Origin of the sequence: Guyparkeria sp. (genome assembly GCF_046545975.1) — a bacterium.
Lineage (GTDB): Bacteria > Pseudomonadota > Gammaproteobacteria > Halothiobacillales > Halothiobacillaceae > Guyparkeria.
On record NZ_JBKGYT010000023.1, the window covers coordinates 1 to 24435 of the forward strand.

Sequence of the window (24435 nt, forward strand, 5' to 3'; positions counted from 1 at the left end):
CTCTCGATCAGCGGTGGTGCAGATGCGGTGGAGTCGTTCGATGGCCGCCAGCACGTCAGCCGTGATCTCGTAGCGGTCCCGGGTGATGTAGATCCGCGCCCCGGCACGACCCTCGCCGTCCGACGAGGCATCCGGCAGCACCACGACGCTGTGTCCGACCGCGTTGATCACGCCGGGCTGAACCGCGGTGCCGTCCGTACCGCTCGTCTGCGTCGCATCGGCGTGACTCTGTACCCAGCGCCCCTCACGGCTGACCAGCACCCGCCCGATCTCGTCGGCCAGCGGGCGCAGCAGCGCCTGGTGGAGGCGCAGCTCTGCCGGAAGCCGCCCTGCCAGCAAGGCCACCAGGTCGTCGTGCACATGCACCTGTGCCGTGTCGATCGCCAACGGGATGACGGCCAGGAACGGGCTGTCGGGTTCGTCGGCGAGACGGTCGTGCCAGTCCCGGCGCGAAGCGGCGGGCAGCACGGCGCAGCGAGCGGCCAGGTGGTCGAGTGCGGCACAGAGCACCTGGCCATCCCGGGAGCGGAGCGGACGAAGCATCCCGATCATCCGCTCGGGGTCACCGGCCTCGTCGCGCAGCACCCGCAGGTCAAGCAGCATCGGGCCGTGCTGGGGCGCTGCGGTCATGCGCCCCTCCAGCGAGATATGGTCGACCGCACCCCGAGCGAAGTACCCGGGCAGTGCCGCTTCCGGGTGTCCGGCCACCGGCGAGGCCGGGTCGGTGGGCTCGAAGAGCTGGAACAGGGGCTGACCGACGAGGTGGTCACGAGACGTACCCAGCCAGTCGGCCGCCCGGCGGTTGGCCGTGACGACGTACAGGCGGGCGGGATCGAGTTCGATCAGACCCAGCGCCGGCATGTCCAGCCACGCCTGGTGCCAGAAATCGCGTTCCCGCAGCACGTCCAGGTGGCCCTGCCGATAGCGCGCGCGCAGGTAGCGCCACAGGAAGCCGAGGGCGGCGAGCATCCCGACCGTCGAGAGGATCGCGGTCAGGCCGAGCCATTTCTCCAGCTCCTCGACGGGGCCCAGCACGTGACGGCGATCCTGCAACACGAGAACCTGGACGTTCAGCCGGTCGAGCCGCGCCGTGGCGTAGACCCGGTCCGTGCCCTCGATGCGGGTCACCCCTTCGCCAAACTCATCCTTGGGGGCGGCCGACAGGTCATCGCTCTCGCCCGGCGTGCTCTCCCGGGGCGCCGCGTCACGTTCGCCGGCATCGGAAAGCCCCTGGCGCAGGTGCGAGACGATGGCCGAGGGCGTCTCGCCGATGACGGCGGACTCCTCGACCGGATCGAGCGTGAACATGGGCCAGAAGGCCGACCCCCTGTCCCCGGCGTCGGGCAGGTCGATCAGCAGCGTTCGCAGGCCGGCCTCGGAGCGAACGCGGAATTCCTGCTCGGTGTCGTCAATGAGACTGGTCGCGTTGAGACGGGCCCAGAACACGAGGGACCACGGACCGCGACTGACCTCGGATTGGTCGACGAACAGCGGCAGGATCCAGAACACGTCCACCCCGCCCCGCCCCCGGGTGAAACGCGTGACCACCTGGACGTCCGTGCTCACCGCGGCCCGGTCGAAATGTTCCGTGGCCGGGAGGTTGAGCCGTGGAGCGGCGGAACGGAGACGCTCGGTCCGATCCGGGTCGAGCAGGACGAGCGCGTCGAACTGCTGCTCCATGCCGGCGTTGAGCAGATCATCCGGGAAATCGTCCGCGTCACCCGAATCGACGCGCTCGATGAACTCGCGCAGCCATTCCTGGCGTTCCCCCACCGCGCGGATCCGCTGGTCGCGCTCCTCCACCCAGTTCTCGATCTCGATCGAGCGGATGGCGGCGAGATTGCTGGTCTCTCGCTGGGCCTTCTCGAGCAGGATGGGAGCGTACTGGCGGGCGGCCGCGGCGGCGATGAAGATCTGGATGACGGCGACGGCCACCAGGGCCAGGAGCATCGCGAGCAACCAGAACCGGGCCACGGCCGGGTGACCGTGCCCGTAGTCCACGGCTCCGGGACGCGGCGCCGTCAACCGGTCGATCAGGACGTAGAGCAGCACCCCGGTGACCAGGACCAAGATCTCGCCGAAGATCAGCCCGGTCGTGGAGATCTCCCAGTGAGCCCCTCCCAGGCGACCCAGCAGCCACTGGGTGACCCAGATCCACCCGGAGGCCAGCAGCACATAGGCGACCGTGATCGCCAGCGGCGGCCGCATGCGCCCGGAGAGCATGCTCAGGTACCGATCCTGTCCCGCAGCGCGTTCAGACGCTGGATGCTGCGCACCCTGCCCATCAGTTGCAGGATCACGCCGAAGCTGGGCGAGGAGGTGTGACCCAGCAGGGCGAGGCGAAGCACCGGGCCGACCTTGCCCAGCTTGAGGTCAAGTGTCTTGGCCACGCCCTTGACGGCCGCCTCGAGGGTGTCGGCGCTCTCCCAGGCCGCGTCGTCCTCCAGGGCCACGCGCAGGGCATCGACCACCATGGCCGCCGAGGCGTCCAGCTTCTCCAGCGCCTTCGGGTCGGGCTCGACGGCATCCTGGTAGTAGGGACGTGCCTGCTCGGCCATCTCCACCAGGGTGTGCACCCGGTCGACATAGGCCGGAACGATGTCCTTCGGCTGCGGTCCGCCCTCATCCGGGTCGATGCCGAGCCGGCCGAGGTGCCAGCGCAGCTCGGCGGCCACGTCGGCCGGCGGCAGCTCACGCATGTAGTGCTGGTTCAGCCAGCGCAGCTTGTCCGGGTTGATGCTCGAGGCCGAATGGTTCACGTGGGCCAGGTCGAACAGGGAGATCATCTCGGAACGGCTGAAGATCTCCTCGTCGCCATGCGACCAGCCCAGACGCACGAGGTAGTTGAGCAGCGCCTCCGGCAGGAAGCCATCGTGACGGTACTGCATCACGCTCACCGCCCCGTGTCGCTTGGAGAGCTTGGCCCCGTCCGGCCCGTGGATCATCGGCAGGTGGGCGAACTGCGGCGGCTCGACTCCCAGTGCGTGGTAGAGATTGATCTGGCGCGGCGTGTTGTTGAGGTGGTCATCCCCCCGCACGACGTGGGTGATCTCCATGTCCATGTCGTCGACGACCACCGTGAGATTGTAGGTCGGCGTGCCGTCGCCCCGGGCGATGATCAGGTCGTCGAGTTCGTCGTTGCGGAAGGTCACCCGGCCGCGGATCGCGTCCTCGACCACCACCAGCCCGTCGAGCGGGTTCTTGAACCGCACCACGGGGCGGACACCCTGCGGCGGCGTGCCGGTGAAGTCGCGGTAACGTCGGTCGTAGCGCGGCTTCTCGCCGCGGGCCATCTGCTGCTCGCGCAGGGCATCGAGCTCCTCCCGGCTGGCGTAGCAGTAGTACGCCTTGTCCTCCGCCAGCAACCGATCGATGATCTCCTTGTACCGGGGCATGCGTTCGGTCTGGTAGAACGGGCCCTCGTCGTAGTCCAGTCCCAGCCAGGTCATGCCCTCGAGGATCGCGTTGATCGACTCCGGCGTGGAGCGCTCGCGGTCGGTGTCCTCGACGCGCAGCACGAACTGCCCGCCGTGCTTGCGCGCGTACAGGTAGCTGAACAGGGCCGTGCGGGCACCGCCGATATGCAGGAAACCGGTCGGGGACGGAGCGAAGCGGGTACGGACGGTCATCGAAACCTCGTGGAACAGGATTGCGTTGGCACTGGGTCGGGCCGGCCACGAAGACCGCCCCGAGAGCAAAGGGGCCATTATAGAGGCTAGGAAACCCCGGAACGAGCCGAAGCCACACCCTGGCCCGGGGCCGTCGGTCGATCCGGAGAAGCCACCCCGGCACCCCCGCCCATACCATCCCGGCAGGTCAGGCAGGCCGTTCCCGGCTCCTCCGCATCACCACAACGCCGGCAGTGCCGCGGAGAGACTAGCCGAGTCCCCGTGCCAGGTCGGCGATGATGTCCCGGGGCGACTCGAGCCCGACGGACAGCCGGACCAGGCCCTCGTCGATCCCGGCGTCGGCGCGGGCCTCGGGCGAAAGCCGGCCGTGCGTGGAGCTCGCCGGGTGCGTGATGGTGGTCTTGGTGTCGCCCAGGTTGGCGGTGATCGACAGCATCTCGGTCCGGTCGATCACCTGCCAGGCCTTCTTGCGGCCGCCCTCGACCACGAACGAGACGATCGCCCCCGGACCGGACTGCTGCGCGGCGATGATGTCCGCCTGCGGATGGTCGGACAGCCCGGGGAAATGCACGCGTGCCACCTTGGGATGGGCAACCAGCCACTCGGCCACCTCGCCGGCATGGCGACTGTGGGCTTCCATGCGCAGGTTCAGCGTCTCCAGCCCCTTGGCAAAGATCCAGGCGTTGAAGGGGGCCATGGTCGGGCCGCAGGTGCGCAGGAAACCGCGCACCTCCTTGCCCACCCGCTCGGCGTCACCGACGACGGCCCCGCCGATCGCACGCCCCTGACCATCGAGGAACTTGGTCGCCGAGTGGATGACGATGTCCGCCCCCAGTTCGAGCGGGCGCTGCAGGGCCGGGGTGCAGAAGCAGTTGTCGACCACCAGGGCCGCTTCATGTGCATGGGCCAGATCGGCCAGGCGGCGGATGTCGGCGACCTCGGTCAGCGGGTTCGACGGCGTCTCGATGAACAGCAGCGCGGTGCGGTCGGTGACGGCGGCTTCCCACTGCGCCCAGTCGGTCAGGTCGACCCAGCGCACGACCAGGCCGAACTTCGCCAGGTACTTGTCGAACAGGACATTCGTGGTACCGAAGACCTGCCGCGAGACCACGACCTCGTCCCCCGCCCGGCAAAGCGCCATGAAGGTCGACAGGATCGCCGCCATCCCGGAGGCGGTGGCGACGCAGTCCTCGCCACCCTCCATCGCCGCCAGGCGCTCCTCGAAGACGCGGGTGGTGGGGTTGGTGAAGCGCGCGTAGATGTTGCCCGGCTCGTCGCCGGCAAAACGTGCGGCGGCCTGCGCGGCCGACTCGAACGTGAAGCTCGAGGTGGTGAAGATGGGCTCGCCGTGCTCGCGTTCCGGCGTCGGGTGATGACCGACGCGGATCGCCCGGGTCGCCAGGGACCATGCCTCGGCGTCGGGATCGTGTCTGCGGTTGGAATCGTTCATGTATTCGTTCGTGTATCCCGACCGCTCAACGGCCGTTGAAGAAGTGCCACGCAAGGGCGTCGAATTCGGCGATCGCCGCGAGAAGCCGATCGGTCTGTTCCTCCATCTCCGCGAACTGGTGCTCGGCCAGCGGCGCCATGGAGCAGTTTTCCGGCGGCGTGCCGTAGCGCTCGAGCAATTCGCGCATCTGGGGGAGAAACTTCCACTGCAGCCACTCCTCGAAACGCAGGGTGTCGAAGCAGAACGGGTGCGGGCTGGCCAGGGCTTCGTCGTCGGGGCGCTGGTCGGCCCACAGGCCGGCCTGCTGCATCTCGTGGGCGATCTGATCGAGCTGACGCAGCATCATGTCGGTGCTGGGACGAACGGTGTTCATCGGACCCTCTTTCCCTGCCTTCAGTGCACCCGCGAGGAGCCCGGCGGCTCGTCGTTCATATCCGCGCCGGTATCCTCGTCGGCCCAGAACAGGCGATGCGGGATCAGTTGTCCGCGACCGATCGCCGCGGCGTACATCAGGGTCTGGTGGGTGTACTCCAGCCCTTCGTGCACCGCGTTGACCGGCTCGCTGCCCTGGGCGATCAGCCCGGCGATCGCCGAGGAAAGCGTGCAGCCCGAGCCGTGGAAGGCCCCCGGCAGCCGCTCGTAGACGAAGCGGCGCGGGGGATCGACGCCGAACAGCCAGTTCTCGACCTTCTCGCCGGGCTCGTCGCCGCCCTTGACCAGCACGTACTCGCTGCCCAGGGAGGCGAGCATCACGCCGCGTTCCTGGGTGTCGCGCGCCTTCGGTGCCAGCACGCGGGCCTCGTGCGCGTTCGGGGTGACGATCGTCGCCCGCGGAAACAGGTGCTCGACCATGGCGGCCGCCACGGCCTTGTCGCCGAGCGAGCCGCCCCCGCCGGCCACCAGGACCGGGTCGAGCACGACCGGGATGTCCGGGTGGCGGGAGAGAACGGTAGCCACCGCCTCGACCATCTCGACGGAACCGAGCATGCCGATCTTGATCGCCCCGACCGGCATGTCGCGCAGCACCGTCAGGGCCTGGTCGATCACCAGCGAGGGTTCGCTGGGCACGAAACGCTGGACGTTGATGGTGTCCTGCACCGTCAGCGCCGTGATGGCCGTGGCGGGATGCGCACCCTGGCTGACGATCGCCTCGATATCGGCCTGGATGCCCGCCCCGCCGCTGGGGTCGTGCCCCGCGATGGCCAGGACCACCGGCACGTCAAGCGGATCGTTCATCGACTTCGTGGTTTCCATCTGGTGCTAAGCTCCCTTCAACCGGCTGTTCGTGACTCGGCAACAGGCCGTGGCGACGACCGAACGGGCACGCCGCTGGCGCCGCCACGCCGGAACGCCCATCATAACGCAGGCAGCGCCGGACGCATCGCGTTGCCGCCAAAGCCACCGCCGATGCAGGGAATACGCCTTTCATGAGTTCTTTCGCGCCACGCCAATGGATGCAACGCGTGGAACACTGGATCTGGCGTACCAAGCCGGATTCGGCGCCCGCCCGACTCGGTCAGCGGCTGGTCCGCTCGATCCTGAGCGTCTTCTCCTCGGCATCGCGCGGCGACCTGCAGCTCAATGCCCTGAGCCTCTCCTACACCACCCTGCTCTCCATGGTGCCGCTGCTGGCCGTGGCGTTCTCGGTGCTCAAGGCCTTCGGCTCGGCAGCGGTGATCGAGCCGTTCCTGCTCTCGGTCATGGCCCCGCTCGGCGAGGCCGCCGACGAGCTGACCGAGCAGATACTGGATTTCGTCAACAACATCCGCGTGGGCGTGCTCGGCGCCGTGGGCGTGGCCCTGCTCTTCTACACCGTGATCGCCCTGATGCAGAAGATCGAGCGGGTCTTCAACCGCATCTGGCACGTCCAGCAGATGCGCACGCTGCAATCGCGCTTCGCCAACTACCTCTCCGTCCTGATGGTCGGCCCGGTGCTGGTGATCGCCGCCGGCAGCGTCACCGCGACACTGCTCGCCGCTCCGGCCGTCCAGGAGTTCGCCGAACTGTCGCTGATCGGCACCGTGCTCAAATGGCTGGGCTACCTGGTTCCGCTCGCCGTCTGGACCGGCACGTTCGCCTTCCTGTACGTGTTCATCCCCAATACGCGGGTCAAGGCGGGCGCGGCCCTGGTCGGCGGGCTGGTGGCGGCCATCCTGTGGAACCTCCTCGGCCTGCTGTTCGGCGGGCTGGTGGCCGGATCGACCAACTTCACGGCCGTCTACTCGGCGTTCGCTTCCCTGGTCCTGTTCCTGGTCTGGTTGCAGATCGCCTGGATGATCGTGCTGGTCGGCGCGGGCATCAGCTACGCCTGGCAGAACAGCGACCGCCTCACCCTCGGAGAACCGCGACCGGCCCATCCGGCCAGTCGAATGGCAGCGGCCATCCTGGTGCTCGACCGGGTCGAGCGGGCATTCGAGTCCGGCCGGCGACCACCGGATCGCGATGCGCTGGCGCGCGCGGTGCAACGGCACCGTCAGTTGGCGCGGGTCTGGATCGACCCGCTCCTGGAGAAACTCGTGTCCGCGGAACTGCTGCGGCTGACCGAGCAGGGAGAGCAGCCGGGGTTCCTCCCGGCCCGGCCGGGCGCGGCCATCACCCTCGCCGACGTGGAGACGGCAATCGAGGGGGAGAGCCCCGGGATTCCCGACTCGCTTGCCCGGGACGTGCCGGCACTGAAACGCTTCGCTTCAGAGCGGCGCAGGCTGGTCGAGGGGCTGGAAGGAAGCTCGCTGGGGAGTGACGATCAGGCCGAGCCGTCGTCCGATTCGGACCCGGCCGACGCACCCCGCCAGTAGACGGTGTGCCGGCCCTCCGGGTCGAGGCGGCGAGCGAACACGAACCAGGCATCCGACAGTCGGTTGAGATACGCGGCCAGGGCACCGGCCAGTTCCGTGACCTCGCCGCCCCGCTCCCGGGCCTCGGCATGCCAGGCCCAGGCCACGCGCTCGGCGCGGCGCGTGGCCGTGCGGGCCAGGTGGGACTGCGCCATGGCCGCCGTGCCACCGGGCAGGATGAACTCGCGCAGCGGCGGCAGATCCCGGTTGGCCGCCTCGACCCAGGCCTCGAGCCGTGCGATGTCGGGCAACTGGGACGAATGCGCCTGCTCGCCCATGGCCACCAGCCCGCCGAGATCGAACACCGCCTGCTGCTGTTCACGCACGAAGGCCAGCCCGTCGTCGGCACCCGCCTCCCCGTCCAGCGTGACCGACAACATGCCCAGCCGCGCGTTGAGCTCGTCGAGCTCGCCGAGAAGTTCGATCGCCAGCGCGTTCTTGGGCAGGCGCCGGCCGTCGGCCAGCCCCGTTTCGCCCCGGTCGCCGCTGCGCGTCACCACGCGGGACAGGCGATCACGTGGCGGTTTCTGTCGGTCGCCCATGAGAATCTCCGCTCAGCCCGCCTGCGCGTCGCTGCCGGGCACGTCGGTGGGAAAGTCGACCGGCCGACCCGCCAGCGCGCGCAGCGCGAAGGCGAGGATCGCGACCACGCCGTAGGAGAGCCCGGCCACGACGCCGAGATCCACGATCCCGTGCCAGGGCTGCGGCAACAGGCTGACCAGCAGTACCAGGGCCACCACGCCGGCGGTGACCGAAAAGGTCACGGTCCGCCGCTTTCTGGTCGCGTGGATGAACCCCATGCAATATGCCGGGGCCAGCGCCACGTGCCACCAGACCGGGTGACGCGCCAGGTGTCCGGCACGGGCGACCACCCGGGGGGAGAACCCCTTCTGGAAGCCCTTGTAGCCCTCGCCGTAGACCATGAACACCATCCAGCCGACGAAGAACGCCCAGTGCCACCACGCCCACGGCGCGGCCCAGGCCTCCAGGGCATAGAAGGAGAGCCGGTAGATCGCCCAGAGCAGCAGCGCGCAAAGCCCCAGCACGCCCCAGACCGCTCCGATGACACCCAGTTGCTTATTCACGGTCGAGAGATCCTCCGATCGACGCCGGGTGGCGAGAAGACACTCGGCCACCCCGGTTCTTTGTCAGGGCCGCGGAGTTTATCATGGGCGGCTGTTCCGAAATTCCCATGCGATCCCCTGACCTCATGAACCCCCGCACCCGCCGCGAGATGTTCGCCCGCTTCGCCCGCCAGCGTCCGGAGCCGACCACCGAACTGGAATACCGCAACCCCTTCGAGCTGCTGGTCGCCGTCGTGCTGTCCGCCCAGGCGACCGACGCCGGGGTGAACAAGGCCACCCGGCCGCTGTTCGCCCGCGCCAACAGTCCACAGGCCATCCTCGACCTGGGGCTCGACGAACTGACCGAATCGATCCGCACCATCGGCCTGTACAAGACCAAGGCGAAGAACGTCTACGCCCTGTGCCGGCAACTGATCGACAAGCACGACGGCGAGGTGCCCGCCGACCGCGAGGCGCTCGAGGCACTGCCCGGCGTGGGCCGCAAGACCGCCAACGTGGTGTTGAACACCGTCTTCCGCCAGCCGACCATGGCGGTCGACACGCACATCTTCCGCGTCGCCAACCGTACCGGGCTGGCCAAGGGCAAGACCGTGCACGCCGTCGAGGAGAAGCTGCTCAAGGTCATCCCGAAGGAATACCAGCTCGACGCCCACCACTGGCTGATCCTCCACGGGCGCTACGTCTGCAAGGCCCGCCGACCTGACTGCGGGGCCTGCATCGTCTGCGACCTCTGCGACTACCGAGACAAGACCGAGGAATGCAGCCCCGAGCTGATCGCCCGTTACGCCACCGAATCCATCGAGGCCTGAACCGATGTACTCCAGTGACCGACGCCGCATGCGCCAGCCCTTCATCGACGCCTGGGAGAAGGGCAAGGCGAGAAAGCCGCTCGCCCCGATCGAGCAGATGATCTTCGACGTGATCCGCGACCATCCCGAGTATCACTCGCTGCTCGACCAGCCGGAGTTCGCCCTGGAGGCCGACTGGCCGCCGGAGATGGGCGTGACCAATCCCTTCCTGCACATGAGCATGCACATCTCCTTGCGCGAGATGGTGCAGACCGACCGCCCCGCCGGCATCCGCTCGGTGCATTCGGAGCTTGCCCTGAGGAAGGGCGACCCGCTGGAGGCCGAGCACGAGATGATCGACTGCCTGGGCGAGGCCCTCTGGCAGGCCCAGCAGAACGGCCAGCCACCCGACGAGGCCGCCCTGATGACCTGCCTCGAGGACAAGCTCAAGCGCTGAACCGGCCAGGGCGCAGGTCGCGGCCCCGCGGTCTACTCTCGAACCACACGGCAGGCCATTGCCGAGATCGAGGGCAGCCACGATGAACGATCCGTCCCCGGACACAGCCGACACCGTCACCGATCCCGTCTGCGGCATGCAGGTCGACCCGTCCCGGACGGAACACACAAGCCGTTACGCGGACGAGGACTGGTACTTCTGCTCCGCCGGTTGCCAGGCACGCTTCGAGGAGGACCCGGAGCGCTACCTGTCGGGCGACTCAGCGGCCGAAAACGGCCATGCCGATGCGGATGCCGAGGCCGTCTACACCTGCCCCATGCACCCGGAGATCCGCCAGCAGGGGCCGGGCAGCTGCCCGATCTGCGGCATGGCCCTGGAACCGGAGACCGCCAGTGCCGACGGCGGACCCGATCCGGAACTGGCCGACATGTCGCGCCGATTCTGGATCGGCCTGGTCTTTGCCCTGCCTCTGGTCATCCTCGAGATGGGCGGACATTTCATCGACCTCCCCGCGTGGCTCTCCCATCAGACCGGCAACTGGATCCAGCTGGCACTCGCCACCCCGGTCGTGCTCTGGGCCGGCAAGCCGTTCTTCATCCGCGGCTGGCAGTCGCTGGTCAATCGCCGCCTCAACATGTTCACCCTGATCGCCATGGGCACCGGGGTGGCCTGGGCCTACAGCCTGGTCGCCACCGTCGTCCCCGGGGTCTTCCCGCCCGCCTTCCGGCAGGCGGATGGCTCGGTGGCGGTCTATTTCGAGGCGGCGGCGGTGATCACCATCCTTGTCCTGCTGGGCCAGGTGCTGGAACTGCGCGCCCGGGAGAAGACCTCCGGGGCCATCCGTGCCCTGCTCGACCTGGCGCCCGCCACGGCACGACGCCTCCGGGACGGCGAGGAAGAAGAGGCCTCGCTCGACGAGGTCGAGGTAGGCGACCGGCTGCGGGTACGACCGGGGGACAAGGTGCCGCTGGACGGCGAGATCCTCGAGGGCCGATCGAACATCGACGAGTCCATGGTCACGGGCGAACCCATGGCGGTCCCCCGAGGGGCCGGGGACACCGTGATCGGCGGCAGCATCAATGGCCGGGGCAGCTTCGTCATGCGCGCCGACAAGATCGGCAGCGACACCATGCTCGCGCAGATCGTTCAGATGGTGGCGAAGGCCCAGCGAAGCCGGGCGCCCATCCAGGGGCTGGCCGACCGGGTTGCCGCCTGGTTCGTGCCGGGGGTGATCGTCTCGGCGGTGATCGCCTTCATCGCCTGGTCGATCGTCGGGCCGCCGCCCGCCATGGCCTATGCCCTGATCGCCGCGGTCAGCGTGCTGATCATCGCCTGCCCCTGCGCGCTCGGGCTGGCCACGCCGATGTCGATCATGGTCGGGGTCGGCCGCGGCGCGCAAGCCGGCGTTCTGATACGCGATGCCGAGTCGCTGCAACGCCTGGAGAAGGTCGACACGCTGGTGATCGACAAGACCGGCACGCTCACCGAGGGCAGGCCCAGGGTCACCGCGATCCGGCCGTTTCAGTCGCATGACGAGGACGAACTGCTGCGCCTGGTCGCCGGTCTCGAGCGCGGCAGCGAACACCCGCTGGCCGAGGCGATCGTGGCCGAGGCCAGGCATCGTGACCTTGACCTGGGCGAGGCGGAAGATTTCGATGCGGAGAACGGCAAGGGGGTGACCGGCCGAATCGACGGCAAGCGGCTGCTCGTGGGCAACCGTGCGCTGATGGACGGCCATGACGTGGACGTGCAGCCGCTGGCCGACGAGGCCGAGCGCCTGCGTGCCGAGGGGGCCACGGCGATCCTCGTCGCCATCGACGGCGAGGCCGCCGGCGTGATCGCCATTGCCGATCCCGTCCGCAAGTCGACGCCGGATGCCGTCCGGCGCCTGCAGGAGGCGGGGCTCGAGGTGGTGATGCTGACCGGCGACTCGAAGGCCACCGCCGAGGCGGTCGCGCGGCAGATCGGAATCGACCGGGTGCGTGCCGAGGTATTGCCCGAGGGCAAGGGCGACGTGGTCGAGGAGCTGCGGCGACGAGGCCGCGTGGTCGCCATGGCCGGCGACGGGGTCAACGATGCCCCGGCACTGGCGGCCAGTGACGTGGGCATCGCCATGGGGAGCGGCACGGACGTTGCCATCGAGAGCGCCGGCGTGACCCTGCTGCGCAATGATCTCGACGGGCTGGTCCAGGCACATCGCCTGTCGAAGGCGACCATGCGCAACATCCGCCAGAACCTGTTCTTCGCCTTCGTCTACAACGCCGCCGGCATCCCGATCGCCGCGGGCGTGCTCTACCCGGTCTTCGGGTTGCTGCTCTCGCCGATCATCGCCGCGGCCGCGATGTCGTTCTCCTCGGTGAGCGTGATCGGCAATGCCCTGCGCCTGCGGATGATCCGGCTGGGCTGACGCCCGCCCCTACTCGCTTTCCTCCAGCGGCCAGTCGACCACGTGCGCCTCCCAGTCGATCGATTCGCGGTCGGCGTCTGCGGCGATCACGGCCCGACCGCTGACCGAGTAGCCGCTCTCGACCGTGCTCAGGAGGCGGCCGGTGACCAGGGGATGCCAGGGCGGCAGGTCGCGGCCCTCGGCCAGCCGGCGGTAGGCGCAGGTGGCGGGCAGCCAGTCGAATTCCTCCAGGTCCTCGGGCCTGAGCCACACGCATCCCGGGACCCGGGTCTGGCGATTGAGGTAGTCGGTGCAGCGACAGGTATCGGCGTCCAGCAGATGGCAGGCAACGTCGGTGTAGTAGACGTCGCCTTCCTCGTCCTCGACCTTCTCCAGACAGCACTTGGCGCAGCCGTCGCAGAGCGACTCCCACTCCGCGGTCGTCATCTCGCCCAGCCGCTTGGTCTGCCAGAACGGTTTTTCGTTAGTTGCCATCGAGTTACCCGGGTTCCGCCCTGCCGGCGAGGGGCCGACAATTGCCGCAAGGCTACCATGCCGACCGGCCGAATTCGCCTCTTCAATCGGCTCGGCTTGTGCCATCATGCAGGTATCCGATCACGTACTGGAGCACGAGGAATGCCGCAAGCGGCCACGGCCAACCCGGTCACACGCATCTCCACGGAAGCCGACATCAATCACGCGCTCGCTTCTGCGCGCAACTCCCGGGTCCAGCGACTCGGCGAGGTACTGATCCAGCGCGGCGCCCTGACCCGCGAGGGACTCGATGAAGCGCTGGAGGCACTCAAGCATCGTCCCACCATGCACCTGGGGGACTGGCTGGTCGAGCACAAGGCGATCAGCCCGCAGCAGCTCGAGGAGGCGCTCTGCGCCCAGCTGGGCATCCCGCAGATCAACCTCGGCGGCTTCGTCCCGCCGATGGACGTGGTCGCGCTGATTCCCTACGAGATGGCCCTGCGCCTGAACGTGCTGCCGCTGGCCCGCCGGCACTCGGTGCTGGTGGTGGCCTGCGCCAAGCCCACCGACCAGGAACTGCTCTCCATCCTGCGGTTCTACACCGGGCTGAGCATCGAACCGGTGCTCGCCTCGCCGCACCAGATCAGTATCGCGATCAACCATGCCTACCGGGTCGAGGAAGACCCGACCGAGAACCCGGAAGAGCCGATCCAGCTCAAGAGCCAGACCTCCCGAGACGAGGGTCGCCGGGAATCGCCGGAACTGGAGAACCAGGCGAGCAGCCCGCCGGTCGTGCGGCTGGTGAACACGCTGTTGATGGAGGCGATCAACCGCGGGGCCTCGGACATCCACTTCCTGCCCCGCCGGGAGAACCTGCTGGTGCGCTTTCGGCTCGACGGCGCCCTGCAGACCATCCGCTCGGTCGAGAAGAGCAAGCTGCCCGCCGTCGTCGCCCGCATCAAGATCCTGGGGCGGATGAACATCGCCGAGAAGCGCCTGCCGCAGGACGGCCACGCGCGCGTGATGATGGGCAAGCAGGAGGTCGACCTGCGGATCTCGGTGATGCCCGCCTTCAACGGCGAGAGCGTGGTGATCCGCCTGCTCAACAAGAACATGGGCCTCAAGCCGCTCGACCAGCTCGGCTTCTCGCGGGAGGACGAGCGCACGATCCGCGGACTGATCGCACGTGCCCAGGGCATGATCCTGGTCACCGGCCCGACCGGCTCGGGCAAGACCACCACCCTCTACTCGCTGCTGCAGGAAGTGAAGCGGGCCGACCCGCACATCATCACCGTCGAGGACCCGGTCGAATACGACATGGACGGAATCGACCAGATCCAGGTGCACTCGGGTATCGGCTACACCTTCGGTCGTGCGTTGCGGAACATCCTGCGCCATGACCCCGACGTGATCATGATCGGCGAGATGCGCGATCTCGAGACCGCCGAAAGCGGGGTCAAGGCGGCCCTGACCGGTCACCTCGTGTTCACCACGCTGCACACCAACGATGCCCCCAGCGCCGTGACCCGCCTGGTCGACATGGGCGTGGCGCCCTACCTGGTCAGCTCGACGGTGATGGGCGTACTCGCCCAGCGCCTGGTGCGCATCCTGTGCTCGCACTGCAAGCAGAAGCACCAGCCCGATCCGCTCATCCGCGAAACGATGGGGGTCGGCGAGAACGAGGTCTTCTGGAACTCGCGCGGCTGCGACCACTGTGACCAGACGGGCTACGTGGGGCGCACCATGGCCTACGAGCTGATCCTCGTCGACCGCGAGATGAGCAACCAGATCTCCCACGGCATCACCACCGAGGAACTGCGCCAACTGGCCGTGGACAAGGGCATGCGCACGCTCACCCGCCATGCCCTCGACATGGCGCGTGCCGGGGTCACCTCCCTCGAGGAGGCCTTCCGCGTGCGCCTCGAGGACTTCGGCACGTCCGCCGAAATCGACAAAGGCGACTGAGGCCGCCGCATGGATCTCGTCCTGACCGGGCTTGTCGCCCTCGTGCTGCTGATCCTGTTTACCCGTAACCGCCGCAGGCGGGCCACCCCCCGCGCACGACCCACAACCGGCGGGAGCGCGGCCGCCCAGCGTCCGTTCTTCACGCGGCATGGAAAGGATGACTGGCGCTACTGGCGGGACCTGGCGATCCTCATCGCCCTGGTGCTGGTGTTGCTGATCGCGATGGTGGTGATCGGCGCGCGCAACGGTTGAGCCGGCGCCCGGTCAGACCGGGCGACGATAGCCGCCACGGGCGCCGGTGGGCGAGAGCACGAACTGCCACAGCTGGATCTGGCGCGCGCGAAAGCCCCCGGCGCAGGACTGCAGGTAGTACTTCCACATCCGGCCGAAGGTGTCGCCGTACTGCTCCCGCCATTTCGGCCAGGCCTGCTCGAAGTTGTCGTACCAGGCCATCAGCGTCCGATCGTAGTCCGCCCCGAAGTTGTGGATGTCCTCGACCACGAACCGCCCTTCGCAGGCATCGAGCACCTGCTGCATCGCCGGCAGTTCCCCGTTGGGGAAGATGTACTTGCTGACCCAGGGGTCGGGGGGCGCGCCTTCCCGGTTGGTGCCGATGGTATGCAGCAGAAAAAGCCCGTCGGGCTTGAGGCAGCGACGGGCGACTTGCATGTATTCATCGTAGTTGTGCCGGCCGACATGCTCGAACATGCCCACCGACACGATGTGGTCGAAGGGTTCGTCGATATCCCGGTAGTCCATCAGCCGGAACTCCACCGGCAGGTCGCCCGCGAGCTTCTCGCCGTAGGCGGCCTGTTCCTTCGAGATGGTCAGCCCGACGCATTCGACCCCGTAATGCTCGGCAGCAAAGGTCATGAAGCTGCCCCAGCCACAGCCGATGTCCAGCACCCGCTGGCCGGGCTTCAGGTCGAGCTTGCGGCAGATGATGTCGAGCTTGTGCTCCTGGGCCTCGGCCAGGGTCTCGGCGCCGTCCCCCCAGAAACCGCAGGTGTAGGTCATGCGCGGATCGAGCATGTCCCGGTAGAATTCGTTGCCGAGATCGTAGTGGCGCTCGCCGACTTCCCAGCAGCGCGACTGCGTCTGGTGGTTGAACAGCCGCGTCTTGAGGGCATGCCAGAGAATGCGCGGCGATCTCCCGACCTCCTCTCCGAGGCCTGAACGGAGCACGCGGTCGACGAACTCGTCGACTCGGTCTATCTCCACCCAGCCGGCCATGAAGGATTCGCCCAGCCCGAGATTGCCCCAGCCGAGAATCCGGTCGAGGGCGCGCGGGTCGCGGATACGCAGATCCCAGGGACGCCCCCCGTTCAATGTCACGTCGGCCTTCGCCAACAGGTCCCTGACAGTCGAGTTGCCTCTGCCACGCATCTCATGCGCCGACTCCAGTTCCATGGTGATCCGTCTGGCCATGTGATACCTCTGCACGATCGGTTTTCTACCGCAACGGGCCGGGCCTGCAAAACAACCTTGGAGAGAAGGCCGACCATCGACACAAAACTAGTCAATCAACATGAAATGTTCAATCGATCACCCTGAACGCCGTTCATCGCCGGCCAGGCAGGCCGGGAAGGATTCGGCGCCCACGGCTTCCCCCAGCAGGTATCCCTGCAGGTAGTCGGCACCCATCTCCCGCAACATCTCGGCCTGTCCGGGCTCCTCCACTCCCTCGACGACAACCGACAGCCTCAAGCTGTGAGCCAGCACGATGGTGGCCTCCACGACCGAGCGGGCATCCGCACTGTGGAGGATCTCGGCCGTGAACGTGCGATCGATCTTGAGGTAGTCGAGCGGGAATCGACGCAGGTACGCCAGCGACGAGTAGCCGGTGCCGAAATCGTCGATGGCGAACCTGAACCCCTGATCGCGCAGACGGTTCATGACCGCCACATGCGCATCCACGTCCTGCATGAGGGTGGTTTCCGTAATCTCGAGCGTGATTGCTTCGCCCGGCAGCCCGGCGTCGTGAATCAAGGCCTCCAGAAAGTTGGCCAGGCCGGGATCCGCAAACTGCCGAGCCGAAAGATTGACCGCTATCCGCAGGCATTGCTTCCATTCCACCGCCTGCCTGATCACCTGACGAAGGACTTGCTGGCCGATCGGGAAGATCAAGCCGGTTTCCTCGGCAAGCGGGATGAACTCTCCGGGACTGACCAGCCCCCACTCCGGATGATCCCAGCGCAGCAGGGCCTCGGCGCCGACCACCGCTTCACTGCGCGCATCCACCACCGGCTGGTAATGGACACGGAAGGCATTCTCCTCGAGTGCGGCACGCATGCCGATCTCGAGGTTGAGACGTCGACGCGCAGCCACGTGCATGGAGGGAGTGAACAGGGCATAAGTATTGCGCCCGCGCTGCTTGGCCCGATACATGGCGATATCGGCGTGCTTGATCAGCTCCTCGCCATCGAGGCCATCGTCGGGATAGAACGCCACCCCGATGCTGCACCCAATGACGAGTTCGCGCCCGTGCAGCCGAACCGGGCCGGCGAGCGTATCGATGATCCGCTGGGCGAGCTTCGGGACGGGCTCGAAACCCTCGATTTCCGGCAGAAGCACCAGAAACTCGTCACCACCGATACGGGCTACCGAATCGTCCTCGCGCAGGCAATCCCGCAACCGGATCGCCACCGCTTCGAGCAGTTCGTCTCCGCAAGCGTGACCCAGGGTGTCATTGACCGTCTTGAAGTGATCCAGATCGACGAACATCACAGCCAGCATGCCGCCACCGCGGTGGGCATGAGCAATCGCCATCGACAACCGGTCGTGAAAGAGCCGCCGGTTGGGCAGACCGGTCAGCGGATCATAATAGGCCAGATGCCGGATCTGGCGCTCGTTCTCCTTGAGTTCCGAAATGTCGGAGAACAGCGCTGCGTAGTGGGTGATCTGGTCGTTCTCGTCCTTGATGGCGGTGATGGTCAGAAGTTCGGGATAGACCTCGCCGTTCTTGCGTCGATTCCAGATCTCGCCACGCCACTGGCCCTCTCGATTCAGCGTGGTCCACATCCGGTCGTAGAACGCCTTGTCGTGCCGTCCGGACTGGAGCAACGATGGCGACTTGCCGATCACCTCCTCGGCCTCGTACCCCGTCAGATGGGTGAATGCCGGATTGACCCGGGTAATCCGCCGGCGGGTATCCGTGATCATGATGCCCTCGAGCGAGGTATGGATGACCTTATCGGCCAGTTGCAGGCTACGTTGTGAACTGGCCAGCGCCGAGTCGCGCTCTTCGAGCGCCCGGCGCAGCTCTTCCACGTAGGCCAGTTCGATGCCGGTGAGCATGTCGGAGAAGCTCACGATCCCCTCGACCTCGCCGTCCCGCTCGACCCCGATGTGACGCACGCCGCGTTCGCTCATCAGGTTGCGCACGTGGTAGAGACTGGTGTGCACCGGCACGGTGTATAGGCTGCGAGTGCAGACCTCTCCCACGGCGACATCGCCGAGGCGCCGGGCGATCAGCCCCACCAGATCCCGTTCGGTAAGGATCCCGTGGCCACCCGCGGCCATCGAGACCAGCACCGCGTCCACTCTCGCCTCACGCATTCGCCGCGACACTTCGCTCAGGGGCACGTCCTCGTCCACCCGCAACGTCTCGTGCCCGACCAGCATGCCGACGGTACGAAAGTGCAGATAATGCTCGATGCCCTGGTTCAGGATCACGTCGGTCAGGGTAATGATGCCCACAAGATCGCGACTTTCCGGCGCGATCACCAACAGATGCCGGACCTGCTTCTCGCGAAAGCGATGGGCGGCGTCCGTCAGATAGGCGGTGGGCTCGATAGACTCGACGGGAGCACTCATCACCTCGCAGATCGGCGTATCCAGCACGTCGGGACGCGACAGGTCGATGGCGAGTGCGTCGTGCTCGGTCCAGATGCCGATCGGCTTCCCATCCTCGACCACCACGATCGAACTGGCGGTCGCCTGCCGCATCCGTTCGGCCGCCTGATGCAACGACAGTTGCGGCGGACAGGCAAGCACCTCCCGACCGGTAACGATGATTTCCTCGATGCGAGGATCGAATCGAAGCTGGCTCATATTCATTCGGACGAACTCGGCCAATGTGCGGATATCGGACACAAAAAGCCGGACAAGGGCGAGCGACCGTCCGGCCCGCTCACCCTTGCCCGGTTGTCGTGTGCATTGCCCCCACCTTCCATCGGGATCGATTCGGACATTTCCCTGTCCGAGGACTCCAGGACGATCAGGCGGTGACCACCGGGATGTCCTTGAGCATCTGCAGTCCCCTGGTGGCCTCTTCCTGGTACTCCTCGATCTCGTTGAAGTTGAGGTAGCGGTAGATGTCCGCCGACATCGTGGCCAGGTGGGCGACGTGTTGCTGGTATTCCTCGACGGACGGCAGCTTGCCGAGGATCGCGGTGACCGCCGAGAGCTCGGCCGAGCCGAGGTAGACGCGCGCGTCCTTGCCCATGCGGTTGGGGAAGTTGCGGGTCGAGGTCGACATGACGGTCGCGCCGTCGGCCACGCGCGCCTGGTTGCCCATGCACAGCGAGCAGCCCGGCATCTCGACCCGGGCACCGGCACGGCCGAAGACGTTGTAGTAGCCCTCCTCGGTCAGCTGATGCTGGTCCATGCGGGTCGGCGGCGCGATCCACAGGCGGGTCGGCACCGAGCCGCCGTGGGATTCGAGCACCTTGCCGGCCGCGCGGTAGTGACCGATGTTGGTCATGCACGAGCCGATGAACACTTCCTGGACCTCGTCGCCGGCCACCTCGGACAGCGGCTTGATGTCGTCCGGGTCGTTCGGGCAGGCCAGCAGCGGCTCGGTGATCTCGGCCAGATCGATCTCGATGACCTCGGCGTACTCGGCATCCGCGTCCGGCTCGAGCAGTTCTGGGTTGTCGAGCCATTCCTGCATCGCCTCGATCCGACGGCCCAGGGTGCGCTTGTCCTCGTAGCCCTGGCTGATCATCCACTCGAGCAGGGTGATGTTGCTCTTGAGGAATTCCTTGATCGGCTCGGGGCCGAGACGCACGGTGCAGCCGTTGGCCGAGCGCTCGGCCGATGCATCGGCGAACTCGAACGCCTGCTCGACCTTGAGGTCCGGCAGGCCCTCGATCTCGAGCACGCGGCCGTTGAAGACGTTCTTCTTGCCCTTCTTCTCGACGGTCAGCTGACCGTTCTGGATCGCCTTGTAGGGAATGGCGTTGACCAGGTCGCGCAGGGTGATGCCCGGCTGCATCTCGCCCTTGAAGCGCACCAGCACGGATTCCGGCATGTCCAGCGGCATCACGCCCAGCGCCGCGGCGAAGGCCACCAGGCCGGAGCCGGCCGGGAAGGAGATCCCCAGCGGGAAGCGGGTGTGCGAGTCACCGCCGGTGCCGACCGTGTCCGGCAGGATCATGCGGTTGAGCCAGGAGTGGATCACCCCGTCGCCGGCGCGCAGCGAGACGCCGCCGCGGGTGGAGATGAACTCCGGCAGCTCGTGCTGCAGCGCGATGTCCACCGGACGCGGGTAGGCCGCGGTGTGGCAGAACGACTGCATGACCAGATCCGCGGAGAAGCCCAGGCAGGCCAGCTCCTTGAGCTCGTCGCGGGTCATCGCGCCGGTGGTGTCCTGGCTGCCGACCGTGGTCATCCGCGGCTCGCAGTAGGTGCCGGGGCGCACGCCCTCGACACCGCAGGCCCGGCCGACCATCTTCTGCGCGAGCGTGAAGCCGCGGCCGGTGTCCGCCGGCTGCTCGGCGCGCAGGAACACGTCGGAGGGCTCCATCTTGAGCGACTCGCGCGCCTTGCCGGTCAGGCCGCGACCGACGATCAGCGGAATGCGCCCGCCGGCGCGCACCTCGTCGGGCAGCGTGCTCGGACGCATGTCGAAGGTGGTGATCACCTCGCCGTTCTTGAGGATCTCCCCCTTGAACGGGCGGATGGTGAGCACATCACCCGTCTCCATCTGGTCGACGTCGCACTCGATCGGGAAGGCGCCGGAATCCTCGGCGGTGTTGAAGAAGATCGGCGCGATCTTGCCGCCGAGCACCACCCCGCCGGTGCGCTTGTTGGGCACGTGCGGGATGTCGCGGCCGATGTGCCATTGGACCGAGTTGATCGCCGACTTGCGCGAGGAACCGGTGCCGACCACGTCGCCCACGTAGGCGATCTTGTGGCCGGTCTCCTTGAGCTCCTTGATGGTGTCCAGCGCCTCGGGCATCTTCGATTGCAGCATCGAGCGGGCATGCAGCGGGATGTCCGGGCGGCTCCAGGCCTCCTGGGCCGGGGAGAGGTCGTCGGTGTTGGTCTCGCCCGGCACCTTGAGGACGACCACCTGGATCTCCTCCTCCAGCGCCGGCTTGGCCTTGAACCACTCGGCGTTCGCCCAGGATTCGAGCACCCGGCCGGCGTTCGCGCTGCCCTCGCGGTACTTGTCCTCCACGTCGCGGAAGGCGTCGTAGACCATCACGAGCTTCGAGAGCGCCTTGACCGCGTCGTCGCCAACCGTCACGTCGTCGAGCAGCTCGATCAGCGGGTCGACGTTGTAGCCGCCCATCATGGTGCCGAGCAGCTCGACCGCCTCGTGCCGGTCGATCAGCGGCGATTCGGCCGTGCCCTTGGCCACGTCGGCGAGGAAGGCGGCCTTGACGTAGGCGGCCTTGTCCACGCCCGGCGGCACGCGCTGCGAGAGCAGGTACTTGAGCTCGTCGCCGTCGACGTCCGCCGGCGGGTTCTTGATCCGGTCGATCAGCTCGGCGGTCTGCTCGGCATTCAACGCCAGCGGCGGAATGTCCTGCTCGGCACGTTCGGCCTTGTGTTCGCGGTAGGCTTCAAGCATGGAATACCCTCAACGGCTTGGAATAGTAGGAATTCGTGTTTCGGATCCGGACAGGTGGCGAGCCCGACGATCGACAGGCGATCGGCAGGCGAATGGCGGGATTCTAGCAAAACCCGGCGGCCAGCCGCGCATGCGACCGACAGGATTCTCGCTCGGAGGCGTAACCCCGATGCGTCCTAGAGCCTTCCCTGGCGGCGCATCCGATCCAGCCACAACAGCGCGATCACCGGGGCCGCAGCGACGATGCGACCTTCGTCGACGTCGGCCAGCGCCTGCTCGACCGGCACGATTCGCACGCGAATGTCCTCGTGCTCGTGGTCAAGACCGAACTGACCGGCGACCACGCCGTCGGCATCCCGCTCGATCGCGGCCGTGTTCAGCCGGGCAAGGAACAGGTAGATGCTCTCGGTCGTGCCGCCGGGGCTGACCCAGTAGCGGGTCAGCGGATAGAGATCGGTCAGCGCCAGCCCGGCCTCTTCCTCGGACTCCCGCCGGGCGACGTCCTCGGCCGACTCGCCGGGCTCGATCATCCCGGCCACGATCTCCGAGAGCCACGGACCGGTGGGGGCGTCCAGCGCCCCGGGACGGAACTGCTCGATCAGCACGACCTCCTCGCGTACCGGATCGAACGGCAGCACGGCCACCGCATGGCCCCGCTCGAAGATCTCCCGCTCGATCGGCTCCGACCAGGTGCCGTCGAAGAACTCGAAGCGCAGGCGATAGCGCTGCAGGGAGAAAAACCCGCGATACAGAGTCTCATTGGCCAAAAGGTCGAAACGCATGGTGTCCGGCTCCTGCTACCATCGATCGGAATTTCAGTTCTGTAGGGACGCGCTGCACGGATCCACTGGCGCTCCGCGCGCCCGGGCCGCCGGCGACTGGCCGGGCCACGGGGCACCGGCACGCCGGCGGCATCGCGCCTTGATCACGAACGTCCCGGGAAGCCAGGGTGGCATGGCATACGTGCAGCGTTCCCTAGCTTACATGTACAGGGCACTTCGCCGCAGCCAACGAGACTTTCATGAATACCATCCTGCGACTGCTCGAACCCCTGATCGGGCGGGAAATCCGGATCGGCGAGAACCGTGGCACGGTGATCGAGGTCCACGATGATCCGCCATCCCTCATCATGCGCGCCGAGAACACCCCGGACGCCGTCCAGGTCGACTACTTCGGTCGCCCGCGCTCGATGACGCAACCGACGTGGACGCAATCGATCACCGGCGATTCGGGCCGGGGCCTGCATCCCGACCTGCAGCGCCAGCTGCCGATCGAGACCGCCCGCGCCCTCGACGAGTTCATCAAGTCGCGACAGGCCTGACGGCACTGGCACGACCCACTTCGACCACAGACACCGAAATAAGGAGTTCTCACCCCATGGACCAGTCCGACGCAGCAACACGCAAGATCCGGCACCTGGCCGGAGCCGGAATCCTGCTCGCCTCCCTCACTCCCCTTGCCCTGTCGGCAGCCGACCGCCCGCCTGTCGACAGCCAGTGGCGACTGGCGAACATCGTCAGCCTGCAAAACATCGACCCCACGCTGACCGATCTCGTTGTCGACGCCGACGGGAACATCGGCGGGGTCGCCGCATGCAACGACTACCGCCGTGACTGGGACGGGGACGAATACGGAGACATCGCGGTCACTCGCAAGACCTGCGGAGAAGAGCGGATGGAGCAGGAAGAAGCCTTCCTCGAAGCCGTCAGGAAAACCGTCGACTGGCAGGTCGACGGCGAGCGACTGCTGCTCAAGGACGCCGACGGCCGCAACCTCGCGGTGATGCTCGAGCCGATCACCCGGTCCTATCACTTCGACTGCGAGGGCAAGGAGATTTCCTTCGACGTCATCCGCCGTGGCCAGATCCGCCTGTTCCACGATGACCAGGATGTGCTGATGTCACGGACGGAATCGGCATCCGGCTCGCGCTACGAGAGCGAGGACGGCAACGTCGTCTTCTGGGGCAAGGGACAGGAAGGCACGTTCGAGGTCGATGGCGAGAAGCGCGACTGCCGCCAGGTGCCAAATCCCGACGCGGCGGACGATTCCTGATCGGAGTCGACGGCCCGGACGGTCGCGCGATGCCCTCGGTGGACCCTACCGGCATCGTAAACGCCCTTTCATGTCGAGGAGGGTGCGGTTCGGGCAGCCTCTCGAACCGGGCAACGGTTTTCATCGAACCAATCGAATGTCTTGTGGGCTGCATTGCCGGTTTGTGCCGAAAAGGCACCGACCCGATCCGACAGACCAGAGAGGTTTACATCATGCGATCCATCGCTCTTCCCACCGCACTGACCGCCCTGCGCTTTACCGGAGCGGCCCGGCACGCTGATCCCGCCGACGCAAGTGGAAGACCGAGGGGAACCTTCCGCGACCCTCGGCACGAAGAAGCCCCGCCAGCGATCACCGCTGCCGGGGCTTCTTTCTGATCCACCAACAGGAAAAAGGCCCGTTGCATGCGCTGCAACGGGCCTTCTCGACGATTTGGCGTCCCCAAGGGGATTCGAACCCCTGTTACCGCCGTGAAAGGGCGGTGTCCTAGGCCTCTAGACGATGGGGACCTAG

The 24435-nt window shown here is 67.1% G+C and carries 20 protein-coding genes and 1 tRNA gene; 8 read left to right on the top strand and 13 right to left on the bottom strand.

Annotated features, from left to right (window positions below; genetic code table 11):
- The 5 genes from ACLFMY_RS03680 to ACLFMY_RS03700 form a co-directional block, all read right to left on the bottom strand.
- Positions 1-2223, bottom strand: a 2223-nt coding sequence (locus tag ACLFMY_RS03680; RefSeq protein WP_410763199.1) for a hypothetical protein, incomplete at its 3' end; no start/stop codon positions are given.
- Between the two features lie 2 nt (positions 2224-2225).
- The gene (gene gltX, locus ACLFMY_RS03685) at positions 2226-3629 is read right to left on the bottom strand and encodes a glutamate--tRNA ligase (protein ID WP_410763201.1); all 1404 of its coding nucleotides are present in this window, start codon (positions 3627-3629) and stop codon (positions 2226-2228) included.
- A gap of 247 nt (positions 3630-3876) precedes the next feature.
- On the bottom strand, positions 3877-5079 hold the full coding sequence (locus ACLFMY_RS03690; protein WP_410763202.1) for an O-succinylhomoserine sulfhydrylase: 1203 nt from the start codon (positions 5077-5079) through the stop codon (positions 3877-3879).
- Positions 5080-5104: 25 nt separating this feature from the next.
- Positions 5105-5452, bottom strand: coding sequence for a YqcC family protein (locus tag ACLFMY_RS03695; protein ID WP_410763204.1), 348 nt, complete (start codon positions 5450-5452; stop codon positions 5105-5107).
- A gap of 20 nt (positions 5453-5472) precedes the next feature.
- Complete coding sequence (locus tag ACLFMY_RS03700) at positions 5473-6315, bottom strand: bifunctional hydroxymethylpyrimidine kinase/phosphomethylpyrimidine kinase (protein ID WP_410763227.1); 843 nt, start codon at positions 6313-6315, stop codon at positions 5473-5475.
- A 227-nt stretch (positions 6316-6542) separates the two neighbouring features.
- On the opposite strand from ACLFMY_RS03700, the gene ACLFMY_RS03705 reads away from it, so the two are divergent.
- The gene (locus ACLFMY_RS03705) at positions 6543-7874 is read left to right on the top strand and encodes a YihY/virulence factor BrkB family protein (RefSeq protein ID WP_410763206.1); all 1332 of its coding nucleotides are present in this window, start codon (positions 6543-6545) and stop codon (positions 7872-7874) included.
- Here ACLFMY_RS03705 and ACLFMY_RS03710 read toward each other — a convergent pair.
- Both ACLFMY_RS03710 and ACLFMY_RS03715 read right to left on the bottom strand, forming a co-directional pair.
- On the bottom strand, positions 7823-8455 hold the full coding sequence (locus ACLFMY_RS03710) for a cob(I)yrinic acid a,c-diamide adenosyltransferase (RefSeq protein ID WP_410763207.1): 633 nt from the start codon (positions 8453-8455) through the stop codon (positions 7823-7825). The two genes, ACLFMY_RS03705 and ACLFMY_RS03710, sit on opposite strands and share 52 nt — an antisense overlap.
- 12 nt (positions 8456-8467) lie before the next feature.
- Positions 8468-8998, bottom strand: coding sequence for a hypothetical protein (locus ACLFMY_RS03715; RefSeq protein ID WP_410763208.1), 531 nt, complete (start codon positions 8996-8998; stop codon positions 8468-8470).
- Positions 8999-9123: 125 nt separating this feature from the next.
- Here ACLFMY_RS03715 and nth point away from each other — a divergent pair, with 125 nt between their 5' ends.
- The 3 genes from nth (at position 9124) to ACLFMY_RS03730 (ending at position 12650) form a co-directional block, all read left to right on the top strand.
- On the top strand, positions 9124-9807 hold the full coding sequence (gene nth, locus ACLFMY_RS03720) for an endonuclease III (RefSeq protein ID WP_410763228.1): 684 nt from the start codon (positions 9124-9126) through the stop codon (positions 9805-9807).
- A 4-nt stretch (positions 9808-9811) separates the two neighbouring features.
- Entirely contained in the window at positions 9812-10243 is a 432-nt protein-coding gene (locus tag ACLFMY_RS03725) for a DUF1841 family protein (RefSeq protein ID WP_410763210.1), read from the top strand.
- Positions 10244-10325: 82 nt separating this feature from the next.
- Positions 10326-12650, top strand: coding sequence for a heavy metal translocating P-type ATPase (locus tag ACLFMY_RS03730; RefSeq protein WP_410763211.1), 2325 nt, complete (start codon positions 10326-10328; stop codon positions 12648-12650).
- Between the two features lie 9 nt (positions 12651-12659).
- Here ACLFMY_RS03730 and ACLFMY_RS03735 read toward each other — a convergent pair whose 3' ends face one another.
- Complete coding sequence (locus tag ACLFMY_RS03735; protein WP_410763212.1) at positions 12660-13124, bottom strand: YcgN family cysteine cluster protein; 465 nt, start codon at positions 13122-13124, stop codon at positions 12660-12662.
- Between the two features lie 141 nt (positions 13125-13265).
- On the opposite strand from ACLFMY_RS03735, the gene ACLFMY_RS03740 reads away from it, so the two are divergent.
- Positions 13266-15068, top strand: a complete 1803-nt coding sequence (locus tag ACLFMY_RS03740; RefSeq protein ID WP_410763213.1) for a GspE/PulE family protein — start codon at positions 13266-13268, stop codon at positions 15066-15068.
- Between the two features lie 9 nt (positions 15069-15077).
- The gene (locus ACLFMY_RS03745) at positions 15078-15320 is read left to right on the top strand and encodes a hypothetical protein (RefSeq protein ID WP_410763215.1); all 243 of its coding nucleotides are present in this window, start codon (positions 15078-15080) and stop codon (positions 15318-15320) included.
- A gap of 12 nt (positions 15321-15332) precedes the next feature.
- On the opposite strand, the gene cfa is transcribed toward ACLFMY_RS03745, so the two are convergent.
- The 4 genes from cfa to ACLFMY_RS03765 form a co-directional block, all read right to left on the bottom strand.
- Positions 15333-16496 carry a cyclopropane fatty acyl phospholipid synthase gene (gene cfa / locus ACLFMY_RS03750; RefSeq protein WP_410763216.1) on the bottom strand — a complete coding sequence of 388 codons (1164 nt, stop codon included), beginning with the start codon at positions 16494-16496 and terminating at the stop codon, positions 15333-15335.
- A gap of 117 nt (positions 16497-16613) precedes the next feature.
- Positions 16614-19121, bottom strand: coding sequence for an EAL domain-containing protein (locus tag ACLFMY_RS03755; protein ID WP_410763218.1), 2508 nt, complete (start codon positions 19119-19121; stop codon positions 16614-16616).
- A gap of 166 nt (positions 19122-19287) precedes the next feature.
- Positions 19288-21870: a bifunctional aconitate hydratase 2/2-methylisocitrate dehydratase gene (gene acnB / locus ACLFMY_RS03760; protein WP_410763220.1), complete on the bottom strand. Its 2583-nt coding sequence runs from the start codon at positions 21868-21870 to the stop codon at positions 19288-19290.
- A gap of 176 nt (positions 21871-22046) precedes the next feature.
- Positions 22047-22652 (bottom strand): NUDIX domain-containing protein, encoded by a 606-nt coding sequence (locus ACLFMY_RS03765; RefSeq protein ID WP_410763222.1) that lies wholly within the window; start codon positions 22650-22652, stop codon positions 22047-22049.
- 239 nt (positions 22653-22891) lie between these two features.
- On the opposite strand from ACLFMY_RS03765, the gene ACLFMY_RS03770 reads away from it, so the two are divergent.
- Both ACLFMY_RS03770 and ACLFMY_RS03775 read left to right on the top strand, forming a co-directional pair.
- Positions 22892-23191 (top strand): hypothetical protein, encoded by a 300-nt coding sequence (locus ACLFMY_RS03770; protein WP_410763223.1) that lies wholly within the window; start codon positions 22892-22894, stop codon positions 23189-23191.
- Positions 23192-23247: 56 nt separating this feature from the next.
- Positions 23248-23922 (top strand): META domain-containing protein, encoded by a 675-nt coding sequence (locus ACLFMY_RS03775; protein WP_410763225.1) that lies wholly within the window; start codon positions 23248-23250, stop codon positions 23920-23922.
- A 433-nt stretch (positions 23923-24355) separates the two neighbouring features.
- Here the strand turns inward: ACLFMY_RS03775 and ACLFMY_RS03780 are convergent.
- Positions 24356-24431, bottom strand: a tRNA-Glu gene (locus ACLFMY_RS03780).
- Positions 24432-24435 lie beyond the last annotated feature (4 nt).